Origin of the sequence: Rhizobium sp. CB3171 (assembly GCF_029714265.1) — a bacterium.
Lineage (GTDB): Bacteria > Pseudomonadota > Alphaproteobacteria > Rhizobiales > Rhizobiaceae > Rhizobium.
The window spans coordinates 3,720,192-3,742,735 of the sequence record NZ_CP121652.1 but is presented as its reverse complement, the minus strand read 5'-3'; the positions used below and the strand labels follow the sequence as shown (position 1 = coordinate 3,742,735).

The window sequence follows — 22,544 nt, the reverse complement described above, 5'->3', positions numbered from 1 at the left end:
GAGTGAGAGTTTCATGGCCGGCAAATGCATCGCGCTGATCGCGCATGATCAGAAAAAGGATGCAATGGCGGAGTTTGCACGCCGCAACCAGGATGCGCTGGCCGATTGGCATATTGTTGCCACGGGCACGACCGGCGGCCGCGTGCTCGATGTCTGCCCCGGGCTTAAGGTCACCCGCATGAAGAGCGGTCCGCTCGGCGGTGATCAGCAGATCGGCGCCATGATCGCCACCGGCGAGATCGATGTGCTCATCTTCTTCATCGACCCAATGACCCCCTTGCCGCATGATGTCGACGTGAAAGCATTGACGCGGCTTGCCGTTCTCTACGACATTCCCATGGCTCTCAACGAAGCCACCGCAGAACGACTGATCAAAACACTGAACCATTAATCCGCCTCGGCGGCAGACCACGGACCTGGCCATGCCCAAACTCAGCCACAGCGAAGCCCCCCTGCCCTTTCCTATCCTGATCGGCGATATCGGGGGAACCAACGCACGCTTTTCCATCCTCGTCGATGTCTATGCCGAGCCGAAGCATTTCCCGAACGTGCACACCGCTGATTTCAAAACGATCGACGAGGCGATCCAGCAAGGCGTTCTCGACAAGACGGCGGTGCAGCCGCGCTCGGCGATCCTTGCCGTTGCGGCGCCGGTTCGGGGCGACGAAATTCCTCTAACCAATTGCGACTGGGTGATCCGCCCGAAGACGATGATCGAAAATCTCGGCCTCGATGATGTGCTGATCATCAATGATTTCGAAGCGCAGGCGCTGGCGATCGCCGGTGTCTCCGAGGAGCATCGCGAGACCATCGGCGAAACGTCGGAAGGCATGATCGCATCGCGCGCCGTATTGGGGCCGGGCACCGGGCTTGGCGTTGCCGGCCTCATCCATGCCCAGCATACTTGGATCCCGGTGCCTGGCGAAGGCGGACATATCGATCTCGGGCCGCGCAGCGCGCGCGATTTTCAGATCTGGCCGCACCTGGAGCCCATCGAGGGCCGCATCTCCGCCGAGCAGGTCCTCTGCGGCCGCGGCCTGCAGTATCTCTATCACGCGATCTGCAAGGCTGATGGCATCGAGCCCGTGCTGACACAACCGGCCGATATCACCACCCACGCACTCGCCGGCACCAACGCTCAGGCCGAAGAGACGGTGACCCTGTTCGTCACCTATCTCGGTCGTGTCGCCGGCGACATCGCCTTGATCTTCATGGCGCGCGGCGGCGTCTACCTTGCCGGCGGCATTTCGCAAAAGATCCTGCCGGCGCTGCAGAAGCCGGAATTCCGCGCCGCTTTCGAAGACAAGGCGCCGCATAGCGCGCTGATGAAGTCGATCCCGACGCATGTGGTGACCCATCCGCTCGCCGCGCTCGCCGGCCTCTCTGCCTACGCCCGCATGCCGGCCAATTTCGGCCTGGCGACGGACGGCCGCCGCTGGCGGCGCTGACCAAAGGGGCAGCAACAGATGATCAAGCGCGGTCGTTGAGAGGATCGAACCGGCGACCACGCGACGCCTTTTTGGAGGAGTGGCCTTACCTTATAATAAGCTTGGCTCCATGACCTGCCTTAACCAGTGCAACAGGCCATATCTAGCCAAAACCGTCCTAACTCTTTATAGACCCGCGAAAGCACGTGCCATATGCGGCTCGCTTGGTTTGAGACAGGAAGCCGATATTTGAAGTCGCCGGACACCAAAAAAACCGATATCGACAGTGAGACGATCGCCGCTGTGCTGAAGCGTATCATTGCTGAAAACGGTCGTGACCATATCTGGGGCTACTCGATCGCAATATTTTGCCTCGTTGTGGTCGCAGCGTCGACGGCGACGATGGCCGCGGTTATGAGACCGATCGTGAACGGAGCTTTCTACGAGCGCCGCGCCGAGGTTATGTGGCTGATTTGCTTTGCGATATTAGCCGCTTTTGTGGCCCGTGGTTTTGCTGGTTATTTTCAATCGGTCATTCTGTCCAAAATTGGCAATGACATCATTGCCCGTTATCAAAGGCGCCTCTATGCACATCTGATGACACTGTCGGTTGGCTTCTTCAGCGAAGCCCGTTCGGCTCAGATTGCGGCGCGAGTTAGCCAGAACGTTTCCGGTATCCGCGATGTGATGAACCTTATCATCACATCGACTGCGCGTGACTTTTTGTCATTTGTCTTTCTGCTGGCCAATATGGTCTATCAGGATCCGCTGCTCAGCCTCCTATTCTTCGTCATTGCGCCGCCTGTGTTTCTGGCCTTGCGCCACATCTCAAGGCGCCTACGCGCCGTTACGCGCGAGGCTGTCATTCTCAACAGCCGCGTGCTCGGCGCGATGCAGGAGACTATTCAAGGGGTTTCCATCGTCAAAGCCTTCACGATGGAGCGCGAGCTCGAACGCAAAGTCGATAAGCTGATTACGGCGGCTGAAAACCGACAAAACCGAATTGCTCGTATTTCCGAGCGTAATGGCCCGCTGATCGAAACGGTCGCCGGCTTTGCCGTGGCCGGTGTGTTTGCATACGCTGCCTATCGTTCGATCTATGAAAACGTTCCGCCGGGCGCAGTGTTTTCGTTCATCGTGTCGCTGCTGCTCGCCTATGATCCGGCCCGGCGTCTTGCCAAATTGCAGGTGCAGTTAGAGCGCGCCGTCGTCAATGCGCGCATGATCTACGAATTGCTCGATATGGAGCCGCGTCAGCGCGATCTGCCTGACGCGAAGCCGCTCGCCGTCACCGAGGCCCGCATCGAGTTTCGCGACGTTCACTTCGCCTACGGCGACGAAGCCGTTCTATCCGGCGTGAGTTTCGTTGCTGAGGGCGGAGAGACGACGGCCTTGGTCGGCCCTTCCGGCGCCGGCAAGTCCACCGTCATCAATCTTATTCCGCGCTTTTACGATCCCAAAGCCGGCAGCATCTTCATCGACGGGCAGGACATAGCGCATGTGACGAAGCAGTCGCTGCGCGAACAGACCGCCTATGTCTCGCAGCAGCCCTACCTCTTCGAAGGCACGATCCGCGACAACATTCGTTACGGTCGTCCGGAAGCGACGAATGCCGAAGTCGAGGAGGCCGCCCGGCTCGCCTATGCCCATGATTTCATCCAGGCGCAGCCCCAGGGCTACGACACGCCGGTCGGGGAAAACGGCGTGACGCTTTCCGGCGGCCAGCGCCAACGCCTGTCGATCGCCCGTGCGCTGGTGCGAAACGCGCCGATCCTGTTGCTGGACGAAGCGACGTCGGCGCTCGACACCGAGTCGGAAGCAGCCGTGCAGAAGGCGTTGGACGAAGCCATGAGCGGCCGCACCGTCGTCGTCATCGCCCACCGCCTGTCGACGGTCGTGCGGGCGGAGAAGATCATTGTCATGCAGAACGGGCGCGTCGTCGAAGAGGGCAACCATGAGACGCTTGCGACGGCCGACAATGGCCTCTACGCTCGCCTCAACAACCTTCAGCGGCCGGTCGTTTCCGGCACTTCCCGAAAATAAGACGATAGAGAAGACATGAGCGACGATGCGATGAAGCTGGTGGTGGTGGGCGCGGCAGGCCGCATGGGACAGGCGCTGATCCGCCTCATCCACACCACCGAAGGCGCAACGCTGCACGCCGCCGTCGCACGTCCAGGCTCCGCTTTCATCGGCAAGGATGCCGGTGAGATTGCCGGGCTGGGGCCGATCGGCGTTCCGGTCACCGATGACCCGCTTTCCGCCTTCCTGCATGCCGAAGGCGTGATCGACTTCACTACGCCCGCCACCAGCGTCACCTTCGCAGGCCTCGCCGCCCAGGCGCGCATCGTCCACATCATCGGTACGACCGGTTGCTCGGCGGAAGACGAAGCCAAGTTCAAGGCGGCCTCCCGCCACGCCCGCATCGTCAAATCAGGAAATATGGGCCTCGGCATCAACCTCTTGAGCGTCCTTATCGAGCAGGCGGCGCGCGCGCTTCCGCCGGCCGATTGGGACATCGAGGTCCTGGAAATGCATCACAGACACAAGGTCGATGCCCCATCCGGCACCGCGCTCCTGCTCGGCCAGGCGGCGGCAAAGGGCCGCGGCATCGATCTCGGCGAAAATTCTGTGCGCGTGCGTGACGGCCATACCGGTCCGCGGCCGACGGGCACCATCGGCTTTGCCACGCTGCGCGGCGGCGGCGTCATCGGCGATCACTCGGTCATCTTCGCCAGCGAGAGCGAGCGGCTGACACTTTCCCACAATGCCGGCGACCGCTCATTGTTTGCCCGCGGCGCGCTTCAGGCAGCGCTCTGGGCGCGCGACAAGAAACCCGGCTTTTATTCCATGCTCGACGTTCTCGGGCTTTCCACACGTTGATCCCATCCTGGAGCGGTTCAGCACGGAAACGCTCCAGCCTTTTGTTCTTACGCAATTCCGGACGGAAAACCGCTAAGCACTTTTCCTGGAATTGCTCTATCAAGGAGGAATATTTCATGAGCGGTACTCTCGTCCTCGTTCGCCACGGGCAGAGCGACTGGAATTTGAAGAATCTCTTTACCGGCTGGAAGGACCCCGACCTCACCGAACTCGGCATCGAAGAAGCCAAGACCGGTGGCGAGGCGCTTGCCGATTACGGCATCAAGTACGACGTCGCCTTCACCTCCGCGCTGGTCCGCGCCCAGCACACGCTGAAGATCATCCTCAATGAAGTCGGTCAACCGGACCTCGAGACCATCAAGGATCAGGCGCTGAACGAGCGCGATTACGGCGATCTCTCGGGCCTGAACAAAGACGACGCACGCGCCAAGTGGGGCGAAGAGCAGGTGCATATCTGGCGCCGCTCCTACGATGTTCCGCCGCCCGGCGGCGAAAGCTTGCGCGACACCGGCGCCCGTGTCTGGCCCTACTACCTCACGGAAATCCTGCCACGTGTTCTCGCCGGCCAGAAGGTGCTGGTCGCCGCTCACGGCAATTCGCTGCGCTCGCTCGTCATGGTCCTCGACCGGCTGACCAAGGAGCAGATCCTGGCGCTCAACCTCGCGACCGGGGTACCGATGGTCTACAAGCTCAACGCCGACTCCACCGTTGCTTCCAAGGAAGTGCTCGGCGACATGTCGGGCGCGCATTAACACCTAGAAATACTAAACCACCCCTCATGCGGTTGACGGCAGAGGGGTGGGAAATTTGGCATGACGTGTTACGTTGTACTAACGGTGTAACACATGACATCAGATATGACAGACGCCACGTTCACGTTTCGAGTTGAGGAAGACTTGAAATCTGCCTTCAACGAGGCGGCGCGGGCGCATGATCAAACCGCGGCGCAACTGCTTCGCGCATTCATGCGCGACTACGTGAAGCGCCAGCAGAATGAAGCTGAATACGACATCTGGTTTCGTCAGCAAGTTCAGGCGGGGCTTGATTCCGCCAATGCCGGCAATCTCATTCCAGCCGATGAAGTAGAAGCCGAGTTCGCTGCTTTGCGGGAAGAAACACGCCGCAAGCTAAGCAGAAAACCCTCGTGAATCTTATCTGGACTCCCGAGGCAAGAGCTGATCGACACGCAATTTACACTTATATCGAGGCGGATAACGCTGCCGCCGCGCTCGCGCTTGACGAACTTTTCGCCAAGAGATCAGCACAGCTTATTGCGCACCCAATGACGGGCCGTCCTGGTCGCGTGTCGGGAACGCGAGAGCTGGTCGTCCATAGACACTATTGCTGATTTACGATCTCGCGGACGAAACGGTGCGAATACTCCGCATTCTCCATGCTGCTCAGCAATGGCCTCCGAGCGGGATTGGACCGATTTCCTAAAGCCTTTCAATTCTCGACGGTGAAACGGACCCTGTCGGCGGCGAAGCGGGAAATCGAATATTGCACCGGAACATAATCGAGATCGGAATTGAGCGCCTGTGCGACCAGCACGATGGCGCCCGGGGATAATTGCAGGTCGGCCAGATCGCCTTCGTCGGCATGCGTCGCGGTGATCTCGGTGACGACGCGCACATAATCCGGCACGCCAAGCTCACGAAATGCCTTGGTGATCGATCCGGTCGTCCGGTAGATCTCGGCAATAGCGCCGAAGCGATCCGCCGGGAACCAACTTGTGGCCCGCGAAACCGGACGGTGATCCGCCTGACCGAGCGTTTCCAGGCGCACAAGCCGTGTGCCGGTCTTGATCTTGAGCTGCCGAGCCAATTCCGTACTCGCAGCCTCCTCGCTGGCGGCCAGCAGGATACTACGGGTCTCGCGCACCTGATCGCCAATGCCTTGCGAAAACCGCGTTCGCTTTGAAATCGGGAAGCTCAGGCGCTCCTTGCGCTCGATCAACGTTCCGCGCCCCTGCACGGCCCTAACGATTCCTTCCTGCGCCAGCGCCGCAAGTGCACTTCGTATCGTATGCCGGTTAACCCCGAACTGCAGCGCGAGCGCCGTTTCCGGCGGCACCATGCCAGTGTCGTCAAAATCGCCGTGGTTGATCGACGTGCGAATCCGGTCGGCGATCTGCCGCCAGAGCGCCACGCCCGTCTGTCTTTGTACCTTCTGCCCCGCCATATCGCCTGCTGCTAATGTCACACGCTTGTCACGTCTCGCCAATAAATATAAAACTACCTTGTATGGTTGTCTATATCAATAGACATTTTGAGGATGACGCGATGAATTCAGCACAGAGGCAAGAGGCGGCAGCGCAGGAGCGCCGGGAACGCAAGCGCGCCGCCGATCTTTTGGCGCGGGCCGAACGCGAAGAGCTAGACGCGGCCTGGGAAGCATTACCCAACAAGCCCGTGGTTCAGCCCGTACGAGGACCGGAAACCGGGCTCGTCATGGTGCGCGGCCGCATCGGCGGCGGCGGTTCGCCCTTCAATCTCGGCGAGGTCACTGTGACGCGCGCCACCGTCAAGCTCGCCTCGGGTACGATCGGCCACGCGCATGCGCTCGGCACCGACCGCGATAAGGTGCGGCTCGCGGCGATCTTTGACGCGCTCTGGCATCAGCCGGCCACCAAGGAGTTCGTCGAGAAAGCCATCCTGCTGCCGGTCACCGATCGGATTGCCGAATATGACCGCAAACGCGCCGAGGAAACGGCAGCCACCCGCGTCGATTTCTTCACCATGGTCCGCGGAGAAGACAAATGAGCCTTTCCACCACCTCTACGACGCGCGGCAACGATGCGTTGACCGGCGGTTTCGCCGATCCGGTGTTCGACGCGCAGAGCGTCTTCAAGATGATGATGGATGCCATGGCGCGGCCTGGCATCATCCAGACGATCACCTCCGATATCGCTCCGCCCGCTCCCCTCGGCTTTGCTGCCGGCGCAATCGGCCTCACGCTTTGCGATCATGATACGCCGGTGTGGCTATCGTCCAGTCTCGCCAAGTCGGCCGCGCCGGAATGGCTGAGCTTCCATACCGGCGCAGCGGTGGCATTCGACAGGATCGAGGCGCGCTTTGCCTTTATCGAGGCCGGCATGGCGCTCGCTTCCCTCAACCAATTCGCCGTCGGCACTCAGGAATATCCCGACAGATCGACGACACTGCTGCTCGAAATCGCAGCCCTTGAGGGCGGCAAGGAACTCGCGCTCTCAGGCCCCGGCATTGCCGGTATCCGCATGATCGCTCCGATCGGCCTGCCCGATACGTTCCTGCGCATCTGGAACGACAATCGCGCGCTTTTTCCGCGCGGCGTCGATCTCGTTCTGACGGCGGGACGGCAATTCCTTTGCCTGCCGCGCACCACCAAGATCATCGCGACGGAGATGTGACGCATGTATGTTGCCGTTAAAGGCGGCGAAGCCGCCATCGCCAATGCTCACCGGCTGCTCGCCGATCGTCGTCGCGGCGACCGTTCGCTGCCGGCCATCGGCATCGACCAGATCGTGGCGCAATTGGCGCTCGCCGTCGACCGCGTCATGGCGGAAGCCTCGCTTTACGACCGCACGCTGGCAGCCCTTGCGGTTCGCCAGGCGCGCGGCGATATGATCGAAGCGATCTTCCTGCTACGCGCCTACCGCACCACGCTGCCGCGCTTCGGCTATTCCCAGCCGCTAGATACGTCGGCGATGAAGATCGAGCGCCGCATCTCTGCCACCTACAAGGATCTGCCGGGCGGCCAGCTTCTCGGCCCCACCTTCGACTATACCCATCGCCTGCTCGACCCGAGCCTGCTCACCGATGCGCCCGTGGACGAGCCGATGCAACGGCCGGCGGAGGAAGGCCGTGTGATGCGCGTCTCGGAAATTTTGAGCCAGGAAGGACTGATCGAGGGCGACGGTGAAATGCCGATCGACCACGAGACCGGCGACCTGACGCGCGAGCCGATGGAATTCCCGATGACCCGCGATCTGCGCCTGCAGGCGCTTGCGCGCGGCGACGAAGGTTTCCTGCTGGCGCTCGGCTATTCGACCCAGCGCGGCTATGGCCGCACCCATCCCTTCACCGGCGAAATCCGCATCGGTGAAGTGGAGGTCGAACTGGACGTGCCGGAACTCGGTTTCGCCGTCTCGCTGGGTAGCATTCAGGTTACCGAATGCCAGATGGTCAACCAGTTCAAAGGCTCTGCCAAGGCGCCGCCGCAGTTCACCCGCGGTTACGGCCTCGTCTTCGGCCAAAGCGAACGCAAGGCCATGGCGATGTCGCTGGTCGACCGGGCGCTCCGTGCCGATGAATTCGGCGAAGATATCGTCGCACCCGCCCAGGACGAGGAATTCGTCATTTCCCATTCCGACAACGTGCAGGCGACCGGCTTCGTCGAACATCTGAAGCTGCCGCACTATGTCGACTTCCAGGCCGAACTCGACCTGGTGCGCCGCATGCGCCGCGACTTCGAAGCCGCCCGCGATGGCGGCAAGGATCCCCTGACGGAGGCAGCCGAATGACCGAACTTGCCACCTATAATTTCGCCTATCTCGACGAACAGACCAAGCGGATGATCCGCCGCGCCATCCTGAAGGCGATCGCCATTCCCGGCTATCAGGTGCCCTTCGCCTCGCGCGAAATGCCGATGCCTTATGGCTGGGGCACCGGCGGCGTGCAGTTGACTGCCGCGATCATCGGGCCGGATGATGTCCTCAAGGTCATCGACCAGGGCGCCGACGACACGACCAACGCCGTCTCTATCCGAGCCTTCTTCCAGAAGGTCGCCAATGTCGCCGTCACCACCCGCACGGACGAGGCGACCATCATCCAGACACGCCACCGCATCCCGGAAGGCAAGCTCGGGCCCAATCAGGTGCTGGTCTACCAGGTGCCGATCCCCGAACCGCTGCGCTACCTGGAGCCGCGCGAGACCGAGACGCGCAAGATGCATGCGCTCGAAGAGTACGGTCTCATGCATGTGAAGCTCTATGAGGACATCGCCCGCAACGGTCGCATCGCCACGACTTACGCCTATCCGGTCAAGGTCGCCGGCCGCTACGTAATGGACCCATCGCCGACGCCGAAATTCGACAATCCGAAAATGCATATGTCGGATGCGCTGCAGCTCTTCGGTGCCGGCCGCGAGAAGCGCATCTATGCAGTGCCGCCCTACACGGAAGTCGTGAGCCTCGATTTCGAGGATCATCCCTTCGAAGTGCAGCGCTTCGACAAGCCTTGTGCGCTCTGCGGCGCCGAGCAGGTCTATCTCGACGAAGTGATCCTCGACGACAAAGGCGGGCGGATGTTCGTCTGCTCCGACACCGATTTCTGCGAAGACCGCCGCGCCCATGGCCATGCCGGCCCCATGTTGGCGGCCAATGGGCTGGCTTCCAACCAGGAGGCCGCCGAATGAGCGACACGCCACTCCTCAAGGTCAAGGACATCTCGAAATTTTACGGCAGCCGCATCGGTTGCCGCAATGTGTCCTTCGACCTCTGGCCTGGTGAAGTGCTGGCGATCGTCGGCGAATCCGGCTCCGGCAAGACGACACTGCTTAATTGCATTTCGACCCGGCTGCTGCCGACCACCGGCAGCGTCGAATACCATATGCGCGACGAGACCTATCGCGATCTCTTCCGCATGAACGAGGCCGAGCGGCGCTTCCTGATGCGCACAGACTGGGGCTTCGTCCATCAGAACCCCGCCGACGGCCTGCGCATGACGGTTTCGGCCGGCGCCAATGTCGGCGAGCGGCTGATGGCGATCGGCAACCGGCATTACGGCAATATCCGCAACACGGCGATCGACTGGCTGGAACGTGTGGAGATCGACGCCGACCGCATCGACGATCAGCCGCGCGCCTTTTCCGGCGGCATGCGCCAGCGCCTGCAAATCGCCCGCAATCTGGTGACCGGTCCGCGTCTCGTCTTCATGGACGAGCCGACCGGCGGCCTCGACGTGTCCGTGCAGGCCCGCCTGCTCGATCTCGTCCGCGGCCTCGTCAACGATCTCGGCCTGTCGGCCATCATCGTCACGCACGACCTCGCCGTCGCCCGGCTGCTTTCGCACCGCATGATGGTCATGAAGGACGGTGTGGTGATCGAACATGGTCTCACCGACCGCGTGCTCGACGACCCGCGCGAGCCATATACGCAACTGCTCGTCTCTTCGATCCTGCAGGTTTGAGGAAAAACCATGGCAACCCCCCTCGTCGTTTCCGAAGTCTTCAAGAGCTTCACCATGCACCTGCGCGATGGCATCCGCCTGCCGGTCGTCGCCGATGTCTCCTTCTCCGTCGCATCGGGCGAATGCGTGGTGCTCGGCGGCCCTTCCGGCATCGGCAAGAGCTCGCTTCTGAAGATGATCTACGGCAATTACGCCGTCGATAGCGGCCAGATTCTGGTGACGCATCGGGAAAGGATCATCGATCTCGCCGCCGCCGATCCGCGCACCGTGCTGGAAGTTCGCCGCCATACCATGGGCTATGTCAGCCAGTTCCTGCGGACGGTGCCGCGCGTTGCTGCCATCGACGTGGTTGCCGAGCCGCTGCTGGCGCGTGGAACAAGTGCCGAGACCGCTCGCGAAAGGGCGGGCAACCTGCTGGCGCAGCTCAACCTTCCGGAAGAGCTTTGGCAATTGCCGCCCGCCACTTTCTCCGGCGGCGAACAGCAGCGCGTCAATATCGCCCGCGGCTTCATCACCGATCATGCCATTCTGCTGCTCGATGAGCCGACCGCCTCTCTCGACGCGAGAAACCGTGCCGTCGTGGTCGACATGATCGAACAGAAGAAAAAGGCCGGCGTCGCACTCCTCGGCATCTTCCATGACGAGGAAGTGCGCGAGGCCGTCGGCAGCCGCATTCTCGACGTGTCGCAATTTTCGCCCAGAAAGTCCGCCGCATGAGCCGCAAATTGGGCGAGACGCCTTTCATCAGCCCCTCGGCGAGCGTCAGCAACTCGACGCTCGGCCGCTACACCGAAGTCTCGGACCGCTGCCGCATCGACGAAACGGAGATCGGCGATTACTCCTACATCATGCAGGATGGCGCGGTCTGGTGCGCCACCATCGGCAAATTCGTCAACATTGCCGCGGCCGTGCGCATCAATGCCACCAACCATCCGACCTGGCGGGCGACGCTGCATCACTTCACCTATCGCGCCGCCGACTATTGGCCGGATGCCGATATGGAGACGGAATTCTTCACCTGGCGGCGCGACAACCGCGTGACCATCGGCAACGACGTCTGGATCGGCCATGGCGCCACCATCCTGCCGGGCGTTACTGTCGGCAACGGTGCGGTCATCGGCGCCGGCGCTGTTGTCTCCAAGGATGTCGCCCCCTATACGATCGTCGGCGGCGTGCCGGCCAAGCTCATCCGCCAACGCTTCACCGAAGCTGTCGGCGAACGCATGGACAAGCTTGCCTGGTGGGATTGGGATCATGCCACATTGCGCACCGCGCTTGCCGATTTCCGCGCCCTTTCGGCCGAGGATTTCCTAATCCGCTACGGCGCATGACGCCACTGCGCGGTCCTCGCGCAATCCACCCACAAATCCTCTTCGAAGCCCGAAAATCTCCCCGGTTTTCGGGCTTTTGCGTTGCCGTTACGGAAGGGCGCAAACAGGGAGGAATTGTAACAGCAGTTACACAAATCTGACATTGGAGGTTCATGAACCGGGACTAATGCGTTGCTCATGCTCAGCGCATGGCAGCGTCGAAGGCTTCTTCGAAGCGAAGGATTATGCGCTCGTCCAACAGATTTCCGCGGCCCCGACGTCAACGTTTGTTGCGGCGGAGCCGGGCAGCCGCGAAAGGAAAGCCTCATGTTCGAGCTGAAGAATGTCTCGCGCCGGTTCGGAAACAAGCTCGCTGTCGATTCCGTGACGTTAGACATTCCGCAAGGACAGATGGTCGGCATCATCGGCCGTTCCGGCGCCGGCAAGTCCACGCTGCTGCGCATGATCAACCGACTTGCCGATCCGACCTCCGGCTCCATCCATTTCGCCGGCACCGAAGTCTCGAAGCTGCGCGGCCGGGCGTTGCGCAACTGGCAGCGCGATTGCGCCATGATCTTCCAGCAGTTCAACCTGGTTCCCCGTCTCGACGTTCTCACCAACGTCATGCTCGGTCGCCTGAACCAGCGTTCGACCACGCTGAGCCTGCTTTCCATCTTCAGCCGCGAGGAGCGCATCCAAGCCATTGCGACACTCGAACGTCTCGGCATCGAGCAGACTGCATTGCAGATGGCCGGCACGCTGTCGGGTGGCCAGCAGCAGCGCGTCGCCATCGCCCGCGCCCTGATGCAGCAGCCGAAAATGATACTTGCCGACGAGCCGATTGCCTCGCTCGATCCGCTGAACGCCAAGATCGTCATGGATGCGCTGCGCGACATCAACGAGCGTGAGGGCATCACCGTCATCACCAACCTGCACACGCTGGATACGGCGCGCAATTATTGCGAACGCATCGTCGGCATGGCGGCGGGGCGCGTCGTCTTCGACGGCAAGCCATCAGAGCTGACGGCCGCGGCGGTCAAGGAAATCTACGGCACCGACAAGGATGGCGCCGGGATCGACGAGACGATGACGTCGACCGCCATCAATCTTTCCGATCAGCCCGCGCAAGCCGCGGCAAACGCATCCGCCGGCCCGCAACCGCTGGCACTGGCACTGGCCGGTCTCTGAGCGAGACGGCCGCGATCGAAGGCCCGCGTCAAGGGCGCATTTCTTCTAGACCGAAGACATCCGGGGACACCGGTTAATCAGGAGACGAACCCATGTTGAAGAAGACCCTTCTCGCAGCCACGGCGCTTCTCGCGCTCGCTGGCGGCGCTGCCGCTCAGGACATCAAGGAATTCCGCGTTGGTATTCTCGGTGGCGAAAACGAAGCCGACCGCCTGCGCAACTACGCCTGCCTCTCCGACCACCTGAAGAAGGAGTTCGGTTTCGAGAAGGTATCGCTGTTCCCGGCTGCCGACTATGACGGCGTTATCCAGGGCCTGCTCGGCGGCACGCTCGACTTCGCCGAACTCGGCTCTTCCGGCTATGCAGCCACCTACATCAAGGACCCGAAGGCCGTTACCCCGATCCTGACCACGCAGCAGACGGACGGCTCGACCGGCTATTACTCGATCGGTCTCGCTCTGAAGTCCTCCGGCATCAAGACGATCGCCGACGCCAAGGGCAAGAAGCTCGGCTACGCCGATCCGGACTCCACTTCGGGCTATCTCGTTCCGCTGACGCAGATTCCGAAGACCACCGGCATGCCGAACGACAAGTTCTTCGCTTCGACCCAGTTCAACGGCGGTCACGAGAACAACCTGCTCGCCGCCTATGACGGCAAGGTCGATGTTGCCGTTGACGACTCTTCGGGCCTTGGCGATTTCAAGGACGGCTACACCTCGGGCACCTTCCACAAGGAAGTCGACAAGGGCGCCGTCGATCCGAACAAGCTCGTCGAAGTCTGGCGTTCGCCGCTGATCCCGAACGGCCCGCTCGTCGTTCGCAACGCCCTCGGCACCGAATGGCAGGCCAAGCTGACCGACTTCTTCCTGAAGCTCCCGACCACCGATGCCAAGTGCTTCTCGGCGATAGAAGGCGGTGACTTCAAGGGCTACGTCAAGGTGAACCCGGACTTCTACAAGGCCGTTGTCGAAGTTCGCAAGGCTGCCATCGGCGGCTAATCCCTATCCAGACTGCAGGGCGGCCGGCGACGGCCGCCCTTTTCCTATCACAAGGGCAGGACATCAAGGGCAGGACATTCATGACGATTGCCGATACTCAGCTACAGACGCAAAGCGCTCCCCAGGGCGCCAAGGATATCGGCGACGCCTGGAGCAGGATGGTGGCGCGCCGCCGCCTTTATACCGGCATCGGCCTGCTGATCCTGATCATCGCCTTCGTCAGCTCCGTCCGCTTTGCCGACGAGAGCAATGCCGGCCATTTCTTCGATCGCCTGCCGCATCTTTTCGATTTCCTGACCTGGCTCATCCCCAAGGATTGGGCCGACGTTTATCGCGCGCTCTTCGACTTGCCGAGCCCCAATGGCGCAAACGGCGTCGGCGGCGAGGAGTTCAATTTTCCGAACGGCCGCGTCTATGTCTGGGGCAACTTCTATATTCCTGAATATTTCGAGCTGATGATCATCACGATCAACGTGGCGCTGGTTTCCACCATCATCGGCTTCGTCGTCGCCCTGCCCCTCAGCTTCTTTGCCGCGCGCAACATGTCGCCGTCGCATCCGGTTCGTCTGGTGACCAAACGCTTCATGGAATTGCTGCGCGCCTTTCCCGAAATCGTCATCGCCGGCCTGTTTTCGGCGATCCTGTCGATCGGCCCGATCGCTGCCATCATCGCCGTCGGCCTGCATACGATCGGGGCACTCGGCAAGCTGTTCTACGAAGTGATCGAGAATATCGACATGAAGCCCGACGAGGGCATGAGGGCGGTCGGCGCGAGCTGGACGGAGCGCGTTCTCTTCGCCGCGCTGCCGCAGGTTCTGCCGAATTTCATGTCCTATGTGCTGCTGCGCCTGGAGATCAATGTCCGAGCCTCCACCATCATCGGCGCCGTCGGCGGCGGCGGCATCGGCGAGGAGCTGAAGCTTTCGATCTCGCGCGGCTTCGGCGCCAAGACGGTAGCGCTCGTGCTGCTGCTTTTCGTGACGATCGTTGCCGTCGACCAATTTTCCGCATGGCTCCGTCGCCGTCTCGTCGGCGAACATGCCTTCCTTCTGCAACACTGAGGTTGCCCATGTCCGTCATCGACGCCGGTCGCATGCAGGAAATCGAAGCACGCTATCCGGAGATCCTGCACCGATCATTCCGCCAGCGCTTCGGCGCGCTGATGATCTTTCTCGGCGTGATCCTTTACGGCATCTACGCCGTCTGGTTCTTCGACCTGCCGAAGATCATCGCTGAGGCGCATTGGGAACGCGTCGGCATCTATCTCAGCGAATGGATCAGCTACGACGTGCAGCCGGAATTCCGCGTTTCAGGCGACAAGATCAGCGTCAAATATCCGCGTTTTTCGCCGCTCGGCGATAATCCGCACCCAGATTGGGTGACGAACAATCCCGACGGCAGCCTGACGATCTCGGTCAGCGGCACCGGCCGCAGCGTAACGGTGACGAAGACGCAAGCGATCCTCACCGCGCATGGCGTCACCGTTCCGATCGATTTCACCGGCGACGCGCCGAAGCTCCTCGGCTCGGAACCGCCGCCGTCGTGGATCACGGTCTATGACGACAACATCCTCGCCAATATGGGCTTTGCCGGCGACGTCAGCATTTCCACCGACCGCGTGAAGATCCGCAAGCGCTTCCTCGGCTGGGCGAATTTCGTCTTCGACACGCACTCGCCTTTCTTCGACAAGCCGGCAAGCGAAGTGATCGGCCTCATCGTCTCCGGGCCGCGCCTCGACCCGGCGCAATCCAATCTCTCGCTGGCCTTCGACAACATTTGGAACAATGGCGCCTGGCAGCATGGGGACGTCTGGACCAAGCTGTTCCAGACCATCGTCATGGCCTTCCTCGGCACACTGCTGGGATCGCTCGCCGCCTTCCCGCTCTCCTTCCTTGCGGCCCGTAACATCACGCCGAGCCGCCTGGTTAATCAGATATTGAAGCGCTTCTTCGACTTCCTGCGTTCGGTCGACATGCTGATCTGGGCGTTGTTCCTGACCCGCGCCTTCGGCCCCGGCCCGCTCGCCGGCAGCGGTGCGATCTTCCTGACGGAGACCGGCACGCTGGGCAAGCTCTACTCCGAAGGGCTCGAGAACATCGACAACAAGCCGCGCGAAGGCGTCAAATCGACGGGCTCCTCAACGGTTCTCGTGCATCGCTACGGTATCATGCCGCAGATCGTTCCCGTCATCGTCAGCCAGACGCTCTATCAATGGGAATCGAATGTGCGCGGCGCCACCATCATCGGCGCAGTCGGCGCCGGCGGCATCGGCCTCAAACTTTGGGAAGCCATGCGCACCAACGCCAATTGGGAAAACGTCGCCTATATGGTGCTGCTGATCCTGATCGTCGTCTTCCTGTTCGATGCCGGTTCCAACGCGCTGCGCTCACGCCTGATGGGGACGCAGAACCGGTAAGAAGCCTTCAGAAAAATCGTGGCGCATCATCATTTTGTCACGGGAATCCGGTAGCGCAGGTCGGCAAGACAACATTGCTCGAACCCGCTTTAGCCGGATTCGAACCGCTGCTGCCTTGCTGCTCTTGCGGTTTGTCGCAAATCACCCAACAGTGTCTCGCGCAGCCGATTTTTCCAAGGAATGCAGCCTTGCGCTATGCTCTCTATTTCACGCCGCCCAAAGACGATCCGTTGACCGCGCTTGCCGCTCTCTGGCTGGGCCGCGATGCATTTTCCGATGAGATCTTTTCCGATAAGGCCATGGGTCCCGTGCCGGAAAGCCATGCCGAACTGACCGCCGATCCGCGCCGCTACGGCTTTCACGCCACGCTGAAGGCACCGTTCGAGCTTGCGAGCTCGGTGACCGAGCGCGATCTTCTCGATGTCGCCACAGAATTTGCTTCACAGACCAAGGCTTTCACCATTCCCGAGTTGGTGCTTGGCCAGCTCGGTCAATTCTTTGCGCTCGTGCCCGGCTCGCTTTACCAGCCGCTGCAGGATTTTGCCTCGCGCGTGGTCAAGGCTTTCGAACCGTTCCGGGCGCCGCTTTCGGATCACGACATAGCCCGGCGTAAGCCGGAAGGCCTGACGGAACCGCAGCGCGCCAATCTGCTGCGCTGGGGCTATCCCTACGTCAATGACGAGTTCCGCTTCCATATGACGTTGACCGGGCGCGTCCCCACCGAACGTCAAGCCGACATGCACGACGTCCTGCGCGCGCGCTTCGCCGACCATATCGGCAAAGCGCTTCACGTTTCCGGCCTCGCCGTCTTTATCGAAGAAGAGCGCGGCGCTCCCTTTACCGTCCGTTCCTGGCTGCCGCTTTCCGGCGCCTAATAGCGAAAGACCTGACATGACCAAAGAAACCGTCCTTTCCAACGCCCGCATCGTCCTCGAAGACAAGATCGTCGAAGGCTCCGTGCTGATCCGTGACGGTCGCATTGCCGGCATTTCCGAGGGCAAGTCCGCTATCGGCGAGGATTTCGAGGGCGATTACCTGATCCCCGGCCTGGTCGAACTGCACACGGACCATCTGGAAGCCCATTATTCGCCGCGCCCCGGCGTGCGCTGGAACAAGACGGCCGCCATCCAGGCGCATGACGCCCAGATCGTCACCTCGGGCATCACCACCGTATTTGACTGCTTGCGCATGGGCTCGGATGAAGACGGCGGTTTCGAGCGCGGCGAGATGCGCGACATGGCCGACGCGATCCAGGCGGCAGAACGCGAAGATCGGCTGCGCGCCGAACACCTGATTCACCTGCGTTGCGAAGTCTCCGCCGACAACGTCCTCGATCATTTCCAGGACTTCGAAAAAGATCCTTACGTCCGCCTGGTCTCGCTGATGGACCATGCGCCCGGCCAGCGCCAGTTCCAGACCATGGATCAATACATCTTCTACTATCAGAAGAAGCGCGGCTTGAGCGACGAGGCCTTTGCCCGTTTCGTCGCCAAGCGCCAGGAAGAATCGGCCAAATACGCGACCCCACATCGCGACGCCATCTCCAAGGTCTGCGCCGAGCGCGGCATCACCATCGCCAGCCATGACGATGCGACGCTCGCCCATGTTGACGAAGCCATCAATTATGGCGTTCGCCTTGCGGAATTCCCGACCAGCATCGACGCCGCCAAGGCGTCGCACGGCGCGGGCATGAGCGTGCTGATGGGCGCGCCTAACATCGTTCGTGGCAAGTCGCATTCCGGCAATATCGCCGCCCGCGATCTCGCCGAACTCGGAGTCCTCGACGTTCTGTCCTCCGATTATGTGCCGCTCAGCCTGCTGCATGCTCCCTTCATCCTCGCCGACGAGGTGGAGAGCATTTCGCTGCCGCGGGCGATCGCCATGGTGACCGCAACCCCGGCAAAGACCGTCAGCCTGAACGACCGTGGCCGCATCGCCGAGGGCCTGCGCGCCGATCTCGTGCGCGTCCGTCGCGATCATGGTGTGCCGGTGACGCGCGCTGTCTGGCGAGAAGGACGGCGTGTCGCATGACGGTGGAGGCCCACATAAAGCCGGCTAACAGCCTATCGGCCGATACCGTCGGCATCATGGCCGTGGTGGTCGGACCGAGTGGGGCCGGCAAGGATACGCTGATGAATCTTGCCGCCCGGCATTTTGCCGGCCGGCCGGATGTTCATTTTGTCCGCCGCGTCATCACCCGGGAAAGCGATGCCGGCAACGAGGATCACAAAAGCGTCTCGGACGCCGATTTCGACGCCATGGAGCGAGCCGGCGCCTTCGCCGTCTCCTGGGAAGCGCATGGGCTGAAATACGGAATTCCGGCTGCGGTCAGGGAGGAGCTTGCCCGCGGCCATCTCGTCATCGCCAACGGCTCGCGTTCCGTGCTCGACCGCTTCCAGGCCGCCTTTCCGCAATTGAAAGTCATCAATGTCACGGCGCGGCGCGAGGTATTGGCAGAGCGGCTGATGGCACGCGGTCGCGAAAGCCGCGAGGATGTGCTGAAGCGGCTGGAACGTAGCTCGCTCACCGTCAACGGCAGCTACGACGTCGCTGATATCGACAATAGCGGCACACTCGACGAGGCCGAACGCGCTATCATTTCCGTGCTGGAAGCGCTGATTGGGAAGTAAGCTGCCGGTGTTCCGCCCGGCGCATTTTTTTGCACACCAAATCGCGGATCTCTCACCGCCTCATGCTGAGGTGCCTTGGCGCACAAGCGTCAAGGCCTCGAAGCAGGAGGTGGCCCGGTAGCAATACCTCCACCCGTCCTCGTGGTTCGAGGCTTCGGCCTTTCAGGCCTCCGCACCTCACCATGAGGACCGACCTCCTGCTGCGCCCGCGGCTCAATGCGCCTCATCCCAATTGTGAGCCGCGCGGGCATCCACCTTCAGCGGCACGGACATATCCACCGCCGGCATGGCGGCATTTTCCATTACCGACACGATGATTGGCGTCGAGCGCTCGACATCGGCGTCTTCGACTTCGAAGATCAGTTCGTCGTGCACCTGCAGCAGCATGCGCACGCGATCGGCGAGGCCGGCTGCCGCAAGCGCCGGCTCCATCTTGATCATGGCGCGGCGGATGACGTCGGCGGCGGAGCCCTGGATCGGCGCGTTGATCGAAGCGCGTTCGTTAAAGGCGCGCACGGACGGATTGGAGGAGCGGATTTCCGGAAAATGCACGCGGCGGCCGAAGATGGTCTCGACATAGCCCTTGTCGCGCGCGGCCTGCTTGGTGCTTTCCATATAGTCGCGGATACCGGGGAAACGCTCGAAATACCGCTTGATGTAATCGCCGGCTTCCGAGCGCTCGATCGACAATTGATTGGCGAGACCAAAGGCGGAAATGCCGTAGATGATGCCGAAATTGATCGCCTTGGCGCGGCGGCGCACTTCGCTCGGCATGCCCTCGATTGGCACGCTGAACATTTCCGAGGCCGTCATGGCGTGAATATCGACGCCGTCGGCGAAGGCCTGTTCGAGCTGCGGGATATTGGCGACATGCGCCAGCACACGCAGTTCGATCTGGCTGTAATCAGCGGAGATCAGCTTATGGCCCGGCGTCGAAATGAAAGCCGTGCGGATCTTGCGGCCTTCAGCAGTGCGAACCGGGATGTTCTGTAGGTTCGGCTCCGAGGAGGACAGGCGTCCGGTCGTGGTCGAGGCCAGCGAATAGGAGGTATGGACCCGTTTGGTCTCGGGGTGGACATAGCCCGGCAACGCATCGGTATAGGTCGATTTCAGCTTGGTGAGCTGGCGCCAGTCGACGATCTTGCGCGGCAGCTCGAAGCCGGCGGCCGCCAGGTCTTCCAGCACTTGCGCCGAGGTCGACCATTGCCCGGTCTTGGTCTTGTTGCCGCCGGCAAGGCCCATCTTGCCGAAGAGAATATCGCCAAGCTGTTTCGGCGAGCCGATGTTGAAGCGCTCGCCGGCCAGCGTGTAAATTTCATCCTCAAGGGCCGCGGCGCCCTGCGCCAGCTCGCCGGAGAGGCGCGACAGGATCTGCCGGTCGATGGTGATGCCGCGTTCTTCCATGTGGGCGAGAACCGGCAACAGCGGCCGCTCCAAGCGCTCATAGACGCTCGTCAGCTTTTCCGCTGCCAACCGCGGCTTCAGCACCAGCCAGAGCCGCAGTGTCACATCGGCATCCTCGGCGGCGTAGGCCGTGGCGCGGTCGATATCGACGAGATCGAAGGTGACGTTGGATTTGCCGCTGCCGGCGACATCCTTATAGGCGATCGGCTTGTGGCCGAGCCAGCGCTCCGACAGGCTGTCCATGCCGTGCGTGGCATTGGCGCCGCCATCGAGCACGTAGGAGAGCAGCATCGTGTCGTCAAAGGCCTTGAGCTCGATGCCATAGCGCTTCATCAGCAGATAGTCGTATTTCAGGTTCTGCGCGATCTTGAGGACGGAGGCGTCTTCGAGCAGGTCCTTCAGCCGCGGCAGGGCATCACGCAGCGGGATCTGATTGTCCACCAGCCCGCCGCCGAGCAGATCGCCGACGCCGTTCTTGTGCCCGAGTGGCACGTAGGCAGCGCGGATGACCGCACCGGAGGGATCGTTCCGGTTGTCGGCGATCGCCAGCGAAAAACCGACGATTTCGGCTTGCATGGCATCGAGCGAGGTCGTCTCCGTATCGAAGGCGACGATGCCGGTTTCGCGCGCGTCCGCGATCCACCGATCAAGCGCGGTCACGTCGCGGATAGTGACATATGTGGAATGATCGATCGGTGCGGTGGCAAAGCTTGCCGCCCGCGCCTTGGCGAGTTCGGCCGGCTCTGCGGCACTCTCCGACGCCATGCGCGACTTGACGACCGGCGCAGGCACGGAGGCACCCTCGGCCGCGACCTCGCTGCCGGCAACAAGATCGACATTTTCGCCGACATCCAGGTCGGGGCCATGGGCGGTATCGCCCCATTCGACCTTGACCTCGGATGGTTCGATTGCAGCCGCGTCGCAATTGCAGGCATCAGCGACGCGACGCGTCAGCGAGGTGAATTCCATCGTCTTCAGGAAGCCGACCAATTTCGGGCCGTTCTGCGGCTCGAGCACCAACGCATCGAGCGGCAGCTCCAGCGGCACATCGGTCCTCAACGTCACCAACTGCCGGGAAATCCGGGCGAGCTCGGCATTGGCGATGATGTTTTCGCGGCGCTTCTGCTGCTTGATCTCTCCGGCGCGGGCGAGCAGCGTATCGAGATCGCCGAACTCCTCCAGAAGCTGCGCCGCCGTCTTCGGGCCGATGCCGGGAATGCCGGGCACATTGTCGACGGAATCGCCGGTCATGGCCTGCAGGTCGATCATCTTTTCCGGCGGCACGCCCCACTTCTCGACGACATCGGGGATGCCGATCTGCTTGTCCTTCATGCTGTCATACATATGGACCATGGGAGTGACGAGCTGCATCAGATCCTTGTCGGAGGAGATGATGGTGACGTCGGCGCCGATCGCCTCGGCCTGGCGGGCATAGGTGGCGATGATATCGTCAGCCTCGAAGCCATCGGTCTCGATGCAAGGCAGGTTGAAGGCGCGCGTCGCCTCGCGGATGAGCCCGAATTGCGGGATCAGCTCTTCCGGCGGCGCTGAGCGGTTTGCCTTATAGGCATCATAGATATCCTTGCGGAATGTCTTCGAGGAGTAGTCGAAGATGACCGCGAAATGCGTCGGCGTGACGCCGACCGAGGTGTCGCGCGCCGAGGTCAACAGCTTCCACAGCATGTTGCAGAAACCGGAGACGGCGCCGACCGGCAATCCATCGGATTTGCGCGTCAGCGGCGGCAGGGCATGAAAGGCCCGGAAAATGAAACCGGAGCCGTCGACGAGGAAGAGATGATCACCTTTTTTCATGGAAGCATGGATAGCGTGGCGCACCTCCAACGTCCATATAAAGTTCCATCTGGCGATGTGCAGACAGGGCAAAATCTCTCACCGAAACGTTACCAATTTTTAATCAATCTAATCTGCGGATTCCCTTGAAAAACCATATTTGCAGCCTCATTTCATACTCACCGGCGATTGATTACGCCGAGGGTCTGGCAACCGGCCTGTCCCCCGCCATGTCAGACTTGGACAAAGGCCTATCCCCCTCTCCGGGCCTTTGTCCCCCCTTCTGAAGCCGCCATGGTCCCCCCTCCAGGCCATGGCGGCTTTTCTATT

At 61.6% G+C, this 22,544-nt stretch carries 22 protein-coding genes and 1 pseudogene; 21 read left to right on the top strand and 2 right to left on the bottom strand.

All coding sequences use genetic code 11. The features are described from left to right. Positions 1-13 precede the first annotated feature (13 nt). From QA648_RS18175 to QA648_RS18145, 7 genes and pseudogenes are all read left to right on the top strand, one after another. Positions 14-391 carry a methylglyoxal synthase gene (locus QA648_RS18175; protein ID WP_283048504.1) on the top strand — a complete coding sequence of 126 codons (378 nt, stop codon included), beginning with the start codon at positions 14-16 and terminating at the stop codon, positions 389-391. Between the two features lie 31 nt (positions 392-422). Beyond that, positions 423-1,448 (top strand): glucokinase, encoded by a 1,026-nt coding sequence (locus QA648_RS18170; RefSeq protein ID WP_283048502.1) that lies wholly within the window; start codon positions 423-425, stop codon positions 1,446-1,448. Positions 1,449-1,676: 228 nt separating this feature from the next. After that, positions 1,677-3,470, top strand: coding sequence for an ABC transporter ATP-binding protein (locus QA648_RS18165; RefSeq protein WP_104821600.1), 1,794 nt, complete (start codon positions 1,677-1,679; stop codon positions 3,468-3,470). Positions 3,471-3,485: 15 nt separating this feature from the next. Next, positions 3,486-4,310 (top strand): 4-hydroxy-tetrahydrodipicolinate reductase, encoded by an 825-nt coding sequence (dapB, locus tag QA648_RS18160; RefSeq protein ID WP_283048500.1) that lies wholly within the window; start codon positions 3,486-3,488, stop codon positions 4,308-4,310. A 116-nt stretch (positions 4,311-4,426) separates the two neighbouring features. Further along, positions 4,427-5,062, top strand: coding sequence for a 2,3-bisphosphoglycerate-dependent phosphoglycerate mutase (locus QA648_RS18155; protein WP_283048498.1), 636 nt, complete (start codon positions 4,427-4,429; stop codon positions 5,060-5,062). A 105-nt stretch (positions 5,063-5,167) separates the two neighbouring features. Continuing rightward, complete coding sequence (locus QA648_RS18150; protein WP_283048496.1) at positions 5,168-5,458, top strand: hypothetical protein; 291 nt, start codon at positions 5,168-5,170, stop codon at positions 5,456-5,458. Beyond that, positions 5,455-5,750: pseudogene (locus QA648_RS18145) on the top strand (type II toxin-antitoxin system RelE/ParE family toxin). Before QA648_RS18150 ends, QA648_RS18145 begins: the two are co-directional and overlap by 4 nt. A gap of 6 nt (positions 5,751-5,756) precedes the next feature. On the opposite strand, the gene phnF reads toward QA648_RS18145, so the two are convergent. Continuing rightward, positions 5,757-6,491: a phosphonate metabolism transcriptional regulator PhnF gene (phnF, locus tag QA648_RS18140; protein WP_283051405.1), complete on the bottom strand. Its 735-nt coding sequence runs from the start codon at positions 6,489-6,491 to the stop codon at positions 5,757-5,759. Positions 6,492-6,592: 101 nt separating this feature from the next. Between phnF and phnG the strand changes: the two genes are divergently transcribed. From phnG to phnN, 14 genes are all read left to right on the top strand, one after another. Next, positions 6,593-7,072: a phosphonate C-P lyase system protein PhnG gene (phnG, locus tag QA648_RS18135; protein WP_283048494.1), complete on the top strand. Its 480-nt coding sequence runs from the start codon at positions 6,593-6,595 to the stop codon at positions 7,070-7,072. Further along, positions 7,069-7,698, top strand: a complete 630-nt coding sequence (phnH, locus tag QA648_RS18130; protein ID WP_283048492.1) for a phosphonate C-P lyase system protein PhnH — start codon at positions 7,069-7,071, stop codon at positions 7,696-7,698. Before phnG ends, phnH begins: the two co-directional genes overlap by 4 nt. A gap of 3 nt (positions 7,699-7,701) precedes the next feature. After that, a complete protein-coding gene (locus QA648_RS18125; RefSeq protein ID WP_283048490.1) occupies positions 7,702-8,811 on the top strand; it encodes a carbon-phosphorus lyase complex subunit PhnI in 1,110 nt (369 codons plus the stop codon). Next, a complete protein-coding gene (locus QA648_RS18120; protein ID WP_283048489.1) occupies positions 8,808-9,704 on the top strand; it encodes an alpha-D-ribose 1-methylphosphonate 5-phosphate C-P-lyase PhnJ in 897 nt (298 codons plus the stop codon). The genes QA648_RS18125 and QA648_RS18120 overlap by 4 nt, the downstream gene beginning before the upstream one ends. After that, a complete protein-coding gene (gene phnK / locus QA648_RS18115; protein WP_104821592.1) occupies positions 9,701-10,477 on the top strand; it encodes a phosphonate C-P lyase system protein PhnK in 777 nt (258 codons plus the stop codon). The genes QA648_RS18120 and phnK overlap by 4 nt, the downstream gene beginning before the upstream one ends. A 9-nt stretch (positions 10,478-10,486) precedes the next feature. Next, positions 10,487-11,194: a phosphonate C-P lyase system protein PhnL gene (gene phnL / locus QA648_RS18110; protein ID WP_283048488.1), complete on the top strand. Its 708-nt coding sequence runs from the start codon at positions 10,487-10,489 to the stop codon at positions 11,192-11,194. Beyond that, positions 11,191-11,808 (top strand): DapH/DapD/GlmU-related protein, encoded by a 618-nt coding sequence (locus tag QA648_RS18105; protein ID WP_283048486.1) that lies wholly within the window; start codon positions 11,191-11,193, stop codon positions 11,806-11,808. Before phnL ends, QA648_RS18105 begins: the two co-directional genes overlap by 4 nt. A 306-nt stretch (positions 11,809-12,114) precedes the next feature. Beyond that, the gene (phnC, locus tag QA648_RS18100; protein WP_283048484.1) at positions 12,115-12,975 is read left to right on the top strand and encodes a phosphonate ABC transporter ATP-binding protein; all 861 of its coding nucleotides are present in this window, start codon (positions 12,115-12,117) and stop codon (positions 12,973-12,975) included. Positions 12,976-13,067: 92 nt separating this feature from the next. Continuing rightward, positions 13,068-13,973, top strand: coding sequence for a phosphonate ABC transporter substrate-binding protein (gene phnD / locus QA648_RS18095; protein ID WP_104821588.1), 906 nt, complete (start codon positions 13,068-13,070; stop codon positions 13,971-13,973). Positions 13,974-14,053: 80 nt separating this feature from the next. Further along, positions 14,054-15,034, top strand: coding sequence for a phosphonate ABC transporter, permease protein PhnE (phnE, locus tag QA648_RS18090; protein ID WP_283048481.1), 981 nt, complete (start codon positions 14,054-14,056; stop codon positions 15,032-15,034). Between the two features lie 8 nt (positions 15,035-15,042). Next, positions 15,043-16,389: a phosphonate ABC transporter, permease protein PhnE gene (phnE, locus tag QA648_RS18085; protein ID WP_283048478.1), complete on the top strand. Its 1,347-nt coding sequence runs from the start codon at positions 15,043-15,045 to the stop codon at positions 16,387-16,389. A gap of 188 nt (positions 16,390-16,577) precedes the next feature. Continuing rightward, entirely contained in the window at positions 16,578-17,264 is a 687-nt protein-coding gene (locus tag QA648_RS18080; RefSeq protein ID WP_283048476.1) for a DUF1045 domain-containing protein, read from the top strand. Positions 17,265-17,280: 16 nt separating this feature from the next. Next, positions 17,281-18,420, top strand: coding sequence for an alpha-D-ribose 1-methylphosphonate 5-triphosphate diphosphatase (locus tag QA648_RS18075; protein WP_283048475.1), 1,140 nt, complete (start codon positions 17,281-17,283; stop codon positions 18,418-18,420). After that, the gene (gene phnN, locus QA648_RS18070) at positions 18,417-19,019 is read left to right on the top strand and encodes a phosphonate metabolism protein/1,5-bisphosphokinase (PRPP-forming) PhnN (protein ID WP_283048473.1); all 603 of its coding nucleotides are present in this window, start codon (positions 18,417-18,419) and stop codon (positions 19,017-19,019) included. The genes QA648_RS18075 and phnN overlap by 4 nt, the downstream gene beginning before the upstream one ends. A 213-nt stretch (positions 19,020-19,232) precedes the next feature. Here phnN and polA read toward each other — a convergent pair whose 3' ends face one another. Next, entirely contained in the window at positions 19,233-22,235 is a 3,003-nt protein-coding gene (gene polA / locus QA648_RS18065; RefSeq protein ID WP_283048472.1) for a DNA polymerase I, read from the bottom strand. Between the last annotated feature and the right edge of the window lie 309 nt (positions 22,236-22,544).